Source organism: Brevundimonas sp. KH_060, assembly GCF_057838275.1.
Map to the genome: position 1 here is coordinate 3,493,254 of NZ_CM174463.1, position 13,231 is coordinate 3,506,484.

At 67.7% G+C, this 13,231-nt stretch carries 12 protein-coding genes; 8 read left to right on the plus strand and 4 right to left on the minus strand.

The annotated features are described in order from the left end of the window. Positions 1-97: 97 nt before the first annotated feature. The 7 genes from rpmI (at position 98) to AC3IPP_RS17310 (ending at position 6,352) form a co-directional block, all read left to right on the plus strand. The gene (rpmI, locus tag AC3IPP_RS17280) at positions 98-295 is read left to right on the plus strand and encodes a 50S ribosomal protein L35 (protein WP_003166435.1); all 198 of its coding nucleotides are present in this window, start codon (positions 98-100) and stop codon (positions 293-295) included. Between the two features lie 112 nt (positions 296-407). Then, positions 408-761, plus strand: a complete 354-nt coding sequence (gene rplT, locus AC3IPP_RS17285; protein WP_087141803.1) for a 50S ribosomal protein L20 — start codon at positions 408-410, stop codon at positions 759-761. A gap of 88 nt (positions 762-849) precedes the next feature. Then, on the plus strand, positions 850-1,926 hold the full coding sequence (gene pheS, locus AC3IPP_RS17290) for a phenylalanine--tRNA ligase subunit alpha (RefSeq protein ID WP_489149838.1): 1,077 nt from the start codon (positions 850-852) through the stop codon (positions 1,924-1,926). Between the two features lie 19 nt (positions 1,927-1,945). After that, positions 1,946-2,365, plus strand: a complete 420-nt coding sequence (locus AC3IPP_RS17295) for a hypothetical protein (RefSeq protein ID WP_489149839.1) — start codon at positions 1,946-1,948, stop codon at positions 2,363-2,365. After that, a complete protein-coding gene (gene pheT, locus AC3IPP_RS17300) occupies positions 2,362-4,755 on the plus strand; it encodes a phenylalanine--tRNA ligase subunit beta (RefSeq protein WP_489149840.1) in 2,394 nt (797 codons plus the stop codon). The genes AC3IPP_RS17295 and pheT overlap by 4 nt, the downstream gene beginning before the upstream one ends. A gap of 159 nt (positions 4,756-4,914) precedes the next feature. Beyond that, positions 4,915-5,535 carry a DUF1134 domain-containing protein gene (locus AC3IPP_RS17305; RefSeq protein WP_087141799.1) on the plus strand — a complete coding sequence of 207 codons (621 nt, stop codon included), beginning with the start codon at positions 4,915-4,917 and terminating at the stop codon, positions 5,533-5,535. Between the two features lie 193 nt (positions 5,536-5,728). After that, positions 5,729-6,352, plus strand: a complete 624-nt coding sequence (locus AC3IPP_RS17310) for an SAM-dependent methyltransferase (RefSeq protein ID WP_128114810.1) — start codon at positions 5,729-5,731, stop codon at positions 6,350-6,352. Between the two features lie 2 nt (positions 6,353-6,354). Here the strand turns inward: AC3IPP_RS17310 and AC3IPP_RS17315 are convergent, their stop codons facing one another. The 4 genes from AC3IPP_RS17315 to glmS form a co-directional block, all read right to left on the minus strand. After that, entirely contained in the window at positions 6,355-7,230 is an 876-nt protein-coding gene (locus tag AC3IPP_RS17315; RefSeq protein WP_489149841.1) for a Rossmann-fold NAD(P)-binding domain-containing protein, read from the minus strand. A 14-nt stretch (positions 7,231-7,244) separates the two neighbouring features. Then, positions 7,245-8,477, minus strand: coding sequence for an NAD-dependent epimerase/dehydratase family protein (locus tag AC3IPP_RS17320; RefSeq protein WP_489149842.1), 1,233 nt, complete (start codon positions 8,475-8,477; stop codon positions 7,245-7,247). Positions 8,478-8,913: 436 nt separating this feature from the next. After that, complete coding sequence (gene galU, locus AC3IPP_RS17325) at positions 8,914-9,792, minus strand: UTP--glucose-1-phosphate uridylyltransferase GalU (protein ID WP_128114813.1); 879 nt, start codon at positions 9,790-9,792, stop codon at positions 8,914-8,916. 83 nt (positions 9,793-9,875) lie between these two features. Further along, entirely contained in the window at positions 9,876-11,690 is a 1,815-nt protein-coding gene (glmS, locus tag AC3IPP_RS17330; protein WP_489149843.1) for a glutamine--fructose-6-phosphate transaminase (isomerizing), read from the minus strand. A 184-nt stretch (positions 11,691-11,874) separates the two neighbouring features. Here glmS and glmM point away from each other — a divergent pair, with 184 nt between their 5' ends. After that, on the plus strand, positions 11,875-13,224 hold the full coding sequence (glmM, locus tag AC3IPP_RS17335) for a phosphoglucosamine mutase (RefSeq protein WP_489149844.1): 1,350 nt from the start codon (positions 11,875-11,877) through the stop codon (positions 13,222-13,224). Positions 13,225-13,231: the final 7 nt, after the last annotated feature.

Below are 13,231 nucleotides of genomic sequence, written 5' to 3' on the forward strand. Positions count from 1 at the left end.
GGCGAACAGGCATGCCTGGGCGGTCTTAAATCGGTCGTCTGACCTTGGGGCTCAAGTAGCCCGAAGGGCGGTAGACCCCTCAATAAAGAGAGTGAAAATGCCGAAGCTGAAGACGAAGTCGGGCGCCAAGAAGCGCTTCAAATTCACCGCGACGGGCAAGGTCAAGGCTGGCGTGGCCGGCAAGCGCCACCGCCTGATCAGCCACAACTCGAAGTACATCCGCCAGAACCGCGGCACTTCGGTCATGGCCGACGCCGACGCCAAGAAGATCAAGTCCTACATGCCGTACGCCTGATCGGCGCGCTGCAACTCTGATCCTCTCCGCATAATCGAATTTGAACTAAAGCCTCTCATGCAGTGAGCCGCCGCGCGGCGAACGTTAGAGGCTTCCCGAAGGGAAAACCAAAATGGCTCGCGTCACTCGGGGCGTTACGTCCCACGCCAAGCACAAGAAAGTTCTGAAGCAGGCCAAGGGCTTCTACGGCCGCCGCAAGAACACCATCCGCACCGCCAAGGCTGCGGTGGATCGCGCCGGTCAGTACGCCTACCGCGACCGTCGCAACAAGAAGCGCTCGTTCCGCGCCCTGTGGATCCAGCGCATCAACGCCGCCGCCCGCCTGGAAGGCTTCACCTATTCGCAGTTCATGCACGGCCTGGCCAAGGCCGGCATCGAGCTGGACCGCAAGGTTCTGTCGACGATCGCCGCCGACGAAGCCAGCTTCAAGGGCATCGCCGACAAGGTTCGCGCGGCCCTGGCCTAAGCCTTTCTCCCATCCGGGATGAAGCAAAAGCCCTCCGGTTCGCGCCGGGGGGCTTTTTGCTTTCGATCCTAACGGCTAGACGAAGCCCATGACCGATCTCGCTCAACTGGAACTGGACCTCATCAACGCCATCGGCTCGGCCGAGAGCGTGGCGGGTCTGGAGGACATCCGCGTCGCCGCCCTCGGCAAGTCCGGCTCGATCTCGGGCCTGCTGAAAGGCATGGGGGCGTTGAGCCCTGATGAGCGCCGCGAGCGCGGCCCCGTCATCAACGGCTTGCGCGACCGGGTGTCGTCGGCCCTGACCGCCAAGAAGGCCGAGCTGGAGGCTGCCGAGCTGGACGCCCGCCTGCTGGCCGAGCGCGTCGATCTGACCCTGCCCAGCCGCCCGCGCCGCAAGGGCGGGGTGCACCCGACCATGCAGGTCATGGACGAGATGATCGCCGTCTTCGCCGACATGGGCTTCTCGGTCGCCGAGGGGCCGGACATCGAGGACGACTTCCACAACTTCACCGCCCTGAACTTCCCGCCCAAGCATCCGGCGCGGGAGATGCACGACACCTTCTTCCTGAAGCCCGACCCGGAAACGGGCGAGCGCAAGGTGCTGCGCACCCACACCAGCCCGGTGCAGGTCCGCACCATGATGTCGCAGAAGCCGCCGATCCGCATCATCGCGCCCGGCCGCACCTTCCGTAAGGATTCCGACGCCACCCACACGCCGATGTTCCACCAGATCGAGGGTCTGGTGATCGATCGCGACATCCACATGGGGCACCTGAAAACGACGCTGGAAACCTTCATCGCCCGCTTCTTCGAGCTGGATGATGTTCACGCCCGTTTCCGCCCGCACCACTTCCCCTTCACCGAACCCTCGGCCGAGATGGACATCCGCTGCGACCGCTCGGGCGGCAAGTTGACCCTGAACGAGGGCGAGGACTGGCTGGAGATTCTGGGCTGCGGGATGGTGCACCCCAATGTGCTGCGCAACGCAGGCATCGACCCGGACGAGTACCAGGGCTTCGCCTTCGGCATGGGCGTCGACCGTTTGGCCATGCTGAAGTACGGCGTGCCGGACCTGCGCCCAATGTTCGAGGCCGATATGCGCTGGCTGGCGCACTACGGCTTCTCCGCCTTCGCCGCGCCGAACCCGGCGTCGGGCCTCAGCTGATATTGAAAAGAGCGATCCCATGACTGACGCGACCAACACCGCCGCCGCTGAACCGATCGTCCTGGAGCTGCTGGGCCCTGGCCCCGACTATGCGAACAAGACGGTCTGGCTGCCCCAGCTGTTCATGGAGACGGCGCGCGCCGGGACCATGGTCATTGAAGGCCGCCGCTTCGAGAACTGCCTGATCGAGGGTCCGGCCGTCCTGCTGCCGCTGGAGGGCTGCAATTTTGACGGCTGCAACATGGGCGACGCCCATGGCGACCCGCGCAACCTGATGCTGAGCCCGCAGGGCCCGCAGCGCGTCACCGGCCCGATCCCGTTCAAGAACTGCCAGTTCATCAACTGCAACTTCCTGGGCGTCGGCTTCACCGGCTCGTCCGCCTTCCTCGACAACATGGCCAAGGCCCTGGCGCAGCCTCAGGACAGTGCGACCCAATGAAGTTCACGCTTTCCTGGCTGAAAGCCCACCTCGACACTGAGGCCGAGGTCGATCAGGTCGCGGAGGCCATGACCATGGCCGGGCTGGAGGTCGAGGAGGTCCACGATCCCATCGCCGCCCTGGCGCCCTTCACCGTGGCCAAGATCATCTCGGCCGAGCGTCATCCGAACGCCGACCGGCTGCAGGTCTGCCAGGTCGAGACGGTGGACGGCCTGAAGGAGATCGTCTGCGGCGCCCCGAACGCGCGGGCGAGCCTGACCACCATCTACGCTCCTATCGGCGCCTATGTGCCCGGTCTGGGCGTGACCTTGGTCGAGAAGCCGGTGCGCGGCGTGGTGTCCAACGGCATGCTGTGCTCGGGCGCGGAGCTTGAACTGCCCGACGAGAGCGACGGCATCCTGGAGCTGTCGGACGATCTGCAGGTCGGCCAGCCCGCCGCCGGCGTCTTCGGCGCCGAGCCGGTCATCGACTTCGAGGTGACGCCGAACCGTCCCGACTGGCTGGGCGTGGCGGGCATCGCCCGCGATCTGGCCGCCGCCGGCCTGGGCAAGCTGACGACGCCGGAGATCGTTCCCGTCGCCGGCGCGTTCGACTCGCCCGTTTCGGTGGCGCTTGAGGCGCCCGAGCTGTGCCCGGTCTTCGCCGGTCGCGTGATCCGGGGCGTGAAGAACGGCCCGTCGCCGGAGTGGCTGCAACAGCGGCTGACGGCGATCGGCCTGCGTCCGATCAACCGTCTCGTCGACATCACCAACCTGATTTCCTACGATCGCGCGCGGCCGCTGCACGTCTATGATCTGGCGAGCCTTTCGGGCGACGGGATCGTCGTTCGCGCGGGTCGCGGCGACGCCGATCAGATTGAGGCCCTGGACGGCAAGACCTATGCGCCGGGCGCCGCCGACTGCGTCATCTCCGACGCCGGGGGCCAGCGCGCCATCGGCCTGGGCGGCGTCATGGGCGGCGTCTCCACGGGATGCTCGGACGAAACGGTCGACGTCTTCGTCGAGAGCGCCTGGTTCGACTCTATCGCCATCGCCCAGACGGGCCGCGCGCTGGGGATCAACTCGGACGCTCAGTATCGTTTTGCGCGCGGCGTCGACACGGCCTCGGTCGTTCCGGGGCTGGAACTGGCGACGCAGCTGATCCTCGACCTGTGCGGCGGCGAGCCGTCTACGATCACGGTGGCGGGCCAGGCCCCGGCCGCCCCTGCCGCCTTCGCGTTCGACCCGACCTATGTGAAGCGTCTGTCGGGCATGGACCTGGGCGAGGACCGGATCTTCGAGATCCTGTTCGCCCTGGGCTTCACCGTCATGCGCGGCTCGCCCTGGTCGGTGACGCCGCCGTCGTGGCGCCGCGATGTCGAAGGCCCGGCCGATCTGGTCGAGGAGGTCGCCCGCATCGAGGGCTACGCCGCCCTGCCCGACGCGCCCCTGCCGCCCGTCGCTCCGGCCCCCGGCGGGGTGCTGAGCCCGCGTCAGGCGCGCGTGCGCACGGCGCGGCGCGCGCTGGCGGCGCTGGGCTATGCCGAGGCCGTCACCTGGTCCTTCACCAAGCAGTCGGTCGCCGCCCTGTTCGGCGGCGGCGATGAGCGTCTGGTGCTGGAGAACCCCATCGCGGCCGATCTGGACTGCATGCGGCCTTCGGTCCTGCCGAACCTGATCCAGGCGGCGGCGCGCAACGCTGCGCGCGGTCATGCCGACGTCGCCCTGTTCGAGATCGGCCCCATCTATCTGGACGATCAGCCGACCGGCCAGCGCACCGTTATCGCCGGCCTCGTCGCGCCGCACGCCGACCGCCACTGGGGCGGGGCGGGGGAAGACCCCCTGTTCGCGCTGAAGGGCGACCTGCTGGCGCTGCTGGAAGAGATCGGCGCCCCGGTCGCCTCCCTGCAACTGGCGCAAGGCTCGAACCGCGACTGGTGGCACCCCGGCCGTTCGGCTCGGCTGCAGCTGGGACCGAAGAACGTCATCGTCGAGTTCGGCGCCCTGCACCCGCGCGTGCTGAAGGCGCTGGACGCCGACGGCCCCATGCTGGCCTTCGAGATCGTGCTCGATTCCGTGCCCGAGCCTCGCGGCAAGGGCGGCAAGGCGCGCGGCGCGGCGGACCTGCCGAACCTGATGCCGCTGACCCGCGACTTCGCCTTCCTGATGGACGAGGCCAAGGCGGTGGGCGATCTGACCCGCGCGGTGGCGGGCGCCGACAAGGCCCTGATCGCCGACGTCCGCGTCTTCGACGTCTATCGCGGCCAGGGCGTTCCCGAGGGGCAGAAGTCGGTGGCGATCGAGGTTGAGGTTCAGCCCCGCGCCGCCACACTTGCCGAGGCCGAGATCGAAGCCCTGACAGCCAAAGTCAAGGCCGCCGCCGCCAAGGCGGGGGGAACCCTGCGCGCCTGAATGCAGGAAAATCCGGCGGTCCAGAGCCTGGGCCGCCGGAACTTCCACGGCCAAGCAATCTTCGGTTAACCTTAAAGCCCCAAGGCTGCCGTAAAAGGCACGGACGGTAGGCCAAGCCCGCGACGACGGGCGCACCGTTCTTTGCCGGGAGCCTCGACCATGCACCGCCGCCAACTGATCCGCACCAGCCTCGGTCTCGCCGCCGCCGGCGCCCTGCCCGCCGGTCTCGGCGCCTGCGCCAGCCGCCCGCCCGCCGATCCCAACTATCCGATCGCCTCGGACAGCAACGCCCAGGCCTACACCTTCGACGAACTGGTTGCTGCCGGCTCTCGCGAGTTGGGCATCGCCGCCGAGACCGTGGGCGGCGCCATCGAACGCATCTTCGCCGAACAGGGCGACCGCCCGACCGCCTATATCGCCGGCGAAGAAGGCGCGGGCGCGGTCGTCGCCGGCCTGCGTTATGGCCGCGGCGCCCTGCACATGAAGGACCTGTCGGCCTCGCAGGAGGTGTACTGGCAGGGCGCTTCCATCGGTTGGGACTGGGGCGGCAACGCCAGCCGGGTCTTCACCCTGGTCTACGGCCTGTTCCACCCCGACATGCTTTATCGCCGCTATCCCGGCGTCGAGGGCTCGGCCTATCTGGTCGCCGGCCTGGGCGTGAACTACCAGCGCGCGGACGGCATCGTCCTGGCCCCGATCCGCACTGGCGTCGGCGTGCGCCTGGGCGCCAACGTCGGCACCATGAGCTACAGCCGCCAGCGCAACATCCTGCCATTCTAAGTTCGCTATGCTCGGGTCGCGGACCCTCGCGGCTTGAGCGAAAAGGGCGCTAACGTCGATTGTTGGCGCGCGGTGTTTCTTCCACGCCGTCATCCTCGGGCTTGACCCGAGGATCGCGTCTGCAGCCAGCATCCGCCGGTTGCGGATGGGGCTGGCGTTGCCATATCCCCTTGAGCTTCAAGGGAGACCGCCGATGACCGCCACGCCCGATACGCGCGCCTTTTGGGACGCGCGCTATGCGGATGACGTCTATCGTTTCGGCGAGGCGCCCAACGCCTTTCTGGCGCGGCAGACGGATAGGCTGCAGCCGGGGCTGAAGGCCCTTTCCGTGGCGGACGGCGAGGGCCGGAACGGCGTTTGGCTGGCCCAGCAGGGGCTGGACGTTCTGACCTTCGACATCTCGCCGCGCGCAGTCGAGAAGGCGCAGGCGCTGGCGAGGAAACGCGGCGTTACGCTGGACGCCCAGATCGGCGGGCTAGACGACTGGGCCTGGCCCGAAGGGACGATGGACGTGGTTGCGGGCGTCTTCATCCAGTTTGTCGGACCGGCGCCGCGTGCGCGCATGTTCGCTCGCATGAAGGCGGCGCTGAAACCCGGCGGCCTGCTGCTGCTGGAAGGCTATCGGCCTGAACAACTGGCTTATGGCACCGGCGGGCCGGGCGTGGAGGAGAACCTCTATACCGAAGCCCTGCTGTACGAGGCCTTCGCCGACTTCGATATCGAGCGGATCGACGCCTATGACGCAGAACTCAGCGAAGGCCCCGGACATTCCGGCGTATCGGCCCTGATCGACCTGATCGCGCGCAAGCCGGGCTGACGTCAGCGTTCAGGCGCCAGTATCGCCTCCAGCCCCTCGCGATAGGAGGGGTATGCGGGGCGCCAGCCCAGTTCGGCCTTGGCGCGGGCGTTGGAGACGCGCTTGGAGTCCAGATAGAAGCGGCGCATGGCGTCGCTGACCTCGGGATCGGTCCAGTCGACTTCGGGCGGGCGCGGCAGCTTCAGGCGCTCGGCGGCCCAGGCGGTGACGACATCGGCAGGCGTCGGCTCGTCGTCGGTCAGATTGTAGACGCCGCCGGGCCGGGGCCGGGCCATCGAGGCGAACAGGCCCGAAACGACGTCGTCTACATGGATGCGGTTGAACACCTGACCGGGCTTTTTCACCAGTCGGGCGGTTCCGGCGCGCAGGCGGTCGATCACGCTGCGGCCGGGGCCGTAGAAGGCGGGCAGGCGGAAGACCTGCAGCGTCAGCCCCATGCCCTGCGCCCCGTCCAGCCAGTCGCGCTCGACCCTGGCGCGACGCGCGCCCTCCAGCGTGGCGGCGTTCAGCGGGTCGCCTTCGAACGCCCAGCCGCCCGCCCGGTCGCCATAGACGGCGGTGGAGGAGACATAGCCGATCCAGTCGGGCCAGGCGTCGCCCGCCAGCGGCGTCAGGGCGCGCAGGGCGGGGCAGCCGTGGGCGTCCGGCGGGGTGGTGATGAGGACGGCTTGGGCGGCGGCCAGAGCCTCGCTCAAACCCTTGGCGTCGGAGGGATCGACCGGCGTGATCCCCTGCCCCGCCAGCGCCTGGCGGGTTTCGGGGTCGCGCGAGGTGGCGAAGGCGCGGCCGCCGCGCCGCAGGGCTTCGCGCGCCGCCGCCTGCCCCAGATAGCCGCCGCCGAACACCAGCAGGGACGGGGCGGCGGCGGGTTCGGTCATCGGGCTTCGGTCTTTCAGGCGGACAGGACGCGGACGGGGGACGGGGCGGCGGTCGTTTCCGCCTCGTCGCGCAGGGCTTCGGCGCGGCCCGAGTTCCAGGCGGTGACGCAAGGGATCTTGGTCCGGTCGGCGCGGTCGGCGTAGCGGCGGGCGATCTCGGTCACATCGGCCATCAGCCCCTCGGCCAGGGTGATCGGCTTCAGCCCCAGTTCGCGGAACTGGTCGTTGGCGACGACCAGCTCGTTCTCGTCGGCCTCCTGACGCGGATTGGCGACGTTGTGGACCTCGGCGCCCGTCATCTCCGCCACCATCTGCGCCAGGTCGCGAACACGGCGGCTCTCGGTCATCTGGTTGAGGATCTTGACCCGATCGCCGCGCTTGGGCGGGTTCTTCAGCGCCAGTTCGACGCAGCGCACCGTGTCCTGGATGTGGATGAAGGCCCGCGTCTGGCCGCCCGAGCCGTGCACGGTCAGCGGATAGCCGACCGCCGCCTGCATCAGGAAGCGGTTCAGCACCGTGCCGTAGTCGCCGTCGTAGTCGAAGCGGTTGATCAGGCGCTCGTCCTGCTTCGTCTCTTCGGTCTGGGCGCCCCAGACGATGCCCTGGTGCAGGTCGGTGATCCGCAGGCCGTCGTTCTTGGCGTAGAACTGGAACAGCAGCGCGTCCTGCGTTTTGGTCATGTGATAGATGCTGCCGGGGTTCGGCGGGAACAGGATCTCCTGCTCGGTCGGGCCGTGATCTGTGTCGACCGTGACCTTCAGATAGCCCTCGGGGATGCGCAGACCCGCGGTGGTGTAGCCATAGACCCCCATGGTCCCCAGATGGGCCAGGTGCACGTCCCGCCCGCTCTCGACGATGGCGGCCAGCAGGTGGTTGGTGGCGTTCAGATTGTTGTCGACGGTGTAGAGCTTGTGCCGCGCCGACTTCATCGAATAGGGGGCGGCGCGCTGCTCGGCGAAGTGGACGACGCTGTCGGGCGCCCAGTCCTTGATCAGGGCGACCAAGCGGTCGAATTCCTTGCCGACGGTCAGATTGACGAAGTCGATGGTGCGGCCCGAGACCTCCTTCCATGCGGCGATACGCTCGCCCATGGTGCGGATCGGGGTCAGGGAGCGGATCTCCAGCTCATTGTCGATGTTGCGGCGGCTGAGGTTGTCGACGACCAGTACGTCCCAGCCGCGCGCCGAGAGGTGCAGGGCCGTGGGCCAGCCGCAGAAGCCGTCGCCGCCCAGAATCATCACGCGCATCAGTCGAACCTCGTTTTCAGCACTCTAACCTGCCTAGCCGAACGCGCGAGGGGACGAAAGCGTGGCGCTTGGCTGCGGCGAAAGCGACGCAGGGCAAAAAAACAGAGTCCAATTCGTCTGAATCGTCTGAATGCGGAGAGGTTGATCGGGCTTAAACGGCGATGATGCGGTGATGGGGCGGTAAGGCGGGCTGAACAGGGTGCGCAGAAGGCCGAAGGTTGAAATAAAAGAGGTTTTCAAAGCCTGACGTGCAGGCGCCGTTCGTCCTTCTCCCCTTGTGGGAGAAGGTGGCAGGCGAAGCCTGACGGATGAGGGGTGGCGACGGCGCGTTTGCAAACCTGCCGCTACTGTCCCGCCTCGTCGTCTAAAGGTCGCGCTCACACCCCTCACCCGAGCGCCTTCGGCGCCCACCTTCTCCCACAAGGGGAGAAGGGAATTAAAGCAGGCTTTCGATCGCCTTGCGGGCGGCGTCGCCGAGGTCCGGGCGTTTCAGGGCCAGGGCGACGTTGGCGCGCAGCAGGCCGATCTTGTCGCCGCAGTCGTGGGTCACGCCCTCATACTCATAGGCGGTGAAGACCTGCGTCTTCATCAGCCGGTCCATGGCGTCAGTCAGCTGGATCTCGCCGCCGGCGCCGCGCTCCTGCGTCTCCAGCAGGTCGAAGATTTCCGGCTGAAGGATGTAGCGGCCCGAGATCGACATGTTCGAGGGCGCCGTGCCCTGCTTGGGCTTTTCGACCATGCCCTTCATGCCGTAGCGGCGGCCGTCGTGGGAGGCGGGGTCGATGATGCCGTATTTGTGGGTGTCGGCTTCGGGCACGGCCTCGACGCCGATGACGTTGCCGCCGACCTCGGCGTAGACCTCGGCCAGCTGCTTCAGGGCGCCCGGCTGAGAATCCACGATGACGTCCGGCAAGATGACGGCGAAGGGCTCGTCGCCGATGATGTCGCGGGCGCACCAGACGGCGTGGCCCAGCCCCTTGGGCTGCATCTGGCGCGTGAAGCTCATCTCGCCGGCCTGGGCCAGCTCGGCGTTCATGATCTCGAGTATCTCGGTCTTGCCCTTGGCCAGGAGCTGGGCCTCAAGCTCGATCTGGTGGTCGAAATAGTCCTCGATCGCCTGTTTGGCGCGGCCGGTGACGAAGACGATGTGCTCGATCCCCGCCTCGCGCGCCTCTTCCACGATGTAGGAGAGGATCGGTCGGTCAACGACGTTCAGCAGCTCTTTCGGCGTGGTCTTGGTGCCGGGCAGAACGCGCGTGCCGAGACCGGCCACGGGCAGGACCGCCTTACGCAGGCGGGCGGGGGAGGTCGTCATGGATCGTCCTGATCAGCCTTGGGGCGCCTGTCATAGGCGTAATTCGTGAAGCTTCCAAACGCCCCTGGCTGATCGCGTTCGCCCTATTCGACCGTCACCGACTTGGCCAGGTTGCGGGGCTGATCGACGTCCGTGCCCTTCTGGACGGCGGTGTAATAGGCCAGCAACTGCATCGGCACGGCGTAGACCAGCGGCGCGATCAGGGCTGGGCAGTCCGGCGCATGGACGCGGCGGATGCCGGCGCCGTGCGGGTCGGGCGCCTTTTCCGGGGCGATCATGATGACCGGGCCGCCTCGCGCGGCGACTTCCTGAAGGTTGGAGGCGGTCTTCTCGAACAGGTCGTCCAGCGGGGCCAGGGCCACGGTCGGGGTCGCCTCGTCGATCAGGGCGATGGGGCCGTGCTTCAGCTCGCCGGCCGCATAGCCCTCGGCGTGGATGTAGCTGATCTCCTTCAGCTTCAGCGCGCCTTCCATGGCGAGCGGGAACATCGGACCGCGCCCCAGGAACAGGACGTCGCGGGCCTTGGCCAGGTCGACGGTCAGGGCGTGGATGCCCGCGTCCATCTGCAGGGCCTCGGAGATCAGGCGCGGGGCCTCGAACAGGGCCTTGATCAACTCGGCCTCCTGGGCGGCGTCGATCTTGCCGCGCGCCACGCCCGCCGCGACGGCCAGCGACAACAGGGCGGCGACCTGGGCGGTGAAGGCCTTGGTCGAGGCGACGCCGATTTCGGGGCCCGCATGGGTCGGCCACAGGATTTCAGCCTCGCGCGCCATCGAGGAGGTGTGGACGTTGACCACAGCGGCTGTCTTCAGCCCCTGGGCCTTGCACCACGTCAGGCTGGCCAAGGTGTCGGCGGTCTCGCCCGACTGGCTGACGGCGACGGCCAGGGTGCCCTTGGTCACGGCCGGATGGCGATAGCGGAACTCCGAGGCGATCTCGATGTCGCAGGGGAGGCCCGCATAGCGCTCGAAGGCGTATTTGCCGATCTGACCGGCGTAGAAGGCGGTGCCGCAGGCGACGATCTGGATGCGCTCGACAGCGGCGAAGTCGACGGCCTGGACCTTGGCCTTGCCGGAGACCAGGTCGAGGTATTCCGACAGGGTGTGCTGGACGCTGTCGGGCTGCTCGTGGATCTCCTTCTCCATGAAGTGGCGGTACTCGCCCTTCTCGACCAGGGCCGAGGAGGCGGAGACCTGGACCACGGCGCGGTCGGCCGGACGGCCCGAGACGTCGAACATGCGCGCGCCGGTGCGGGTCACGGCGACGAAATCGCCTTCCTCGAGGTAGGAGATCTTCTGGGTGAAGGGGCCGACAGCCAGGGCGTCCGAGCCCAGATACATCTCGCCCTCGCCCCAGCCGACGACCAGGGGGCTGCCGCGTCGCGCGCCCAGGATCAGCTCGTCCTCGCCCTCGATCAGCACGGCGAGGGCATAGGCGCCGGTGAGGCGATCCAGCGTCGCCTTGAAGGCGTCTAGCGGGGAGAGGCCCGCCGCCAGCTTGTGATCCAGCAGGTGGGCGACGACCTCGGTGTCGGTCTGGCTTTCGAAGACGCGGCCCTCGGCCTCCATCTCGGCTTTCAGCTCGGCGAAGTTTTCGATGATGCCGTTATGAACCAGGCAGACGCGTCCGGCCTTGTGCGGGTGGGCGTTGGTCGTGGTCGGCGCGCCGTGGGTAGCCCAGCGGGTATGGCCGATGCCGACCGTCCCGGCGATCGGATCGGCGGCCAGAACGACCTCCAGTTCGCGAATCTTGCCCTTGGCGCGACGTCGCTCGACGCCGTTTGCGTTCTGCACGGCGATGCCCGCTGAGTCATAGCCACGGTATTCCAGCCGCTTCAGACTGTCGATCAGACGAGGGACGACTGGGCCGGTTCCAGTGACGCCGATAATGCCGCACATGAGGTCTCTCCGATCGGAACGTTACGCCCGCATTTTGCGCCGGGCTGCGAAATTGGGGTAAGCGGGAAGCATCAGCCTCCGCCCTTGGTGATCGCATCTAGGCAATCGCGAGGGGGACGACATCAAAAAATGGGTTTCGGAAGGTTTCTTTGCAATTCCGGGGCCGCCAGCGAAGGACGGCCTCTTGGGCGAGAGAAAATACTTCGGCACCGACGGCATTCGCGGCCGGGCCAACACCTATCCAATGACGGCCGAGGTCGCATTGCGGGTTGGGCTGGCGGCGGGCAAGCTGTTTCGTACCGACGACGACCGCCGCCACCTGGTGGTGATCGGCAAGGACACGCGCCTGTCCGGCTACATGATCGAGCCGGCCCTGGTGGCGGGCCTGGCCTCGGTCGGCATGGACGTGCGCACCTTCGGCCCTCTGCCGACGCCGGGCGTGGCCATGATGACGCGCTCGATGCGCGCCGATCTGGGCATCATGATCTCGGCCTCGCACAACGACTATGCCGACAACGGCATCAAGCTGTTCGGGCCGGACGGCTACAAGCTGTCGGACGCGATCGAGCTTCAGATTGAGGCCATGATGGACGGGGCCCTGGATCGGGATCTGGCGCCGTCGTACAAGCTGGGCCGGGTCAAGCGCATCGACGACGCCCCGCCGCGCTACATCGAGATCGCCAAACAGGCCTTCCCCAAGCGGCTGAGCCTGAAGGGCCTGCGGATCGCCATCGACTGCGCCAACGGCGCGGGCTACCGCGTGGCGCCGACCACCCTCTATGAACTGGGCGCCGAGGTCTTCCCGGTCGGGGTGGAGCCGAACGGTCTGAATATCAACGCCGAGTGCGGATCGACCTATCCGGCCACGGTGTCGGAGGCGGTGAAGCGCTATCGCTGCGACATCGGCATTGCGCTGGACGGCGACGCCGACCGGGTCATCATTTGCGACGAAAAGGGGCAAGTGGTCGACGGTGACCAGATTATGGCCCTTGTTGGTCTGGCCTGGGCGCGCAAGGGACGGCTGGCCGGTGGCGGCGTGGTCGCCACCGTCATGTCCAACCTGGGGCTGGAGCGCCGCCTGAAAGCCGAGGGCCTGACGCTAGAGCGCACCAAGGTCGGCGACCGCTACGTCATGGAGCGGATGCGCGAAGGCGGCTTCAACATCGGCGGCGAACAGTCGGGCCACATCATCCTGAAGGACCACGCCACGACCGGCGACGGCCTGATGGCGGCGCTGCAGGTGCTGGCCGTCCTGGTCGAGGCCGGGGCCCCGATGAGCGAGCTGGCCCGTCAGTTCGAGCCGGTGCCGCAACTGCTGCAGAACGTTCGCTACACCGCGGGCAAGCCGCTGGAGGACGCCAAGGTCAAGGCCGCCATGGCCGAGGCCGAGGCGGCGCTGAACGGCTCGGGCCGTCTGCTGGTCCGCCCGTCGGGCACGGAGAAGCTGATCCGCGTCATGGCCGAGGGCGACGACGAGGCCCTGGTCAAGCGGGTGGTCAATGACGTCGCCGAGGCGGTGAAGGCGGCGGGCTGATCGCCCG

What these genes read in the sequence shown, in the direction of transcription:
- rpmI (WP_003166435.1), top strand. Translation starts at nt 98, where the DNA reads ATGCCGAAGCTGAAGACGAAGTCGGGCGCCAAGAAGCGCTTCAAATTC.
- rplT (WP_087141803.1), top strand. Translation starts at nt 408, where the DNA reads ATGGCTCGCGTCACTCGGGGCGTTACGTCCCACGCCAAGCACAAGAAA.
- pheS (WP_489149838.1), top strand. Translation starts at nt 850, where the DNA reads ATGACCGATCTCGCTCAACTGGAACTGGACCTCATCAACGCCATCGGC.
- AC3IPP_RS17295 (WP_489149839.1), top strand. Translation starts at nt 1,946, where the DNA reads ATGACTGACGCGACCAACACCGCCGCCGCTGAACCGATCGTCCTGGAG.
- pheT (WP_489149840.1), top strand. Translation starts at nt 2,362, where the DNA reads ATGAAGTTCACGCTTTCCTGGCTGAAAGCCCACCTCGACACTGAGGCC.
- AC3IPP_RS17305 (WP_087141799.1), top strand. Translation starts at nt 4,915, where the DNA reads ATGCACCGCCGCCAACTGATCCGCACCAGCCTCGGTCTCGCCGCCGCC.
- AC3IPP_RS17310 (WP_128114810.1), top strand. Translation starts at nt 5,729, where the DNA reads ATGACCGCCACGCCCGATACGCGCGCCTTTTGGGACGCGCGCTATGCG.
- AC3IPP_RS17315 (WP_489149841.1), bottom strand. Translation starts at nt 7,230, where the DNA reads ATGACCGAACCCGCCGCCGCCCCGTCCCTGCTGGTGTTCGGCGGCGGC.
- AC3IPP_RS17320 (WP_489149842.1), bottom strand. Translation starts at nt 8,477, where the DNA reads ATGCGCGTGATGATTCTGGGCGGCGACGGCTTCTGCGGCTGGCCCACG.
- galU (WP_128114813.1), bottom strand. Translation starts at nt 9,792, where the DNA reads ATGACGACCTCCCCCGCCCGCCTGCGTAAGGCGGTCCTGCCCGTGGCC.
- glmS (WP_489149843.1), bottom strand. Translation starts at nt 11,690, where the DNA reads ATGTGCGGCATTATCGGCGTCACTGGAACCGGCCCAGTCGTCCCTCGT.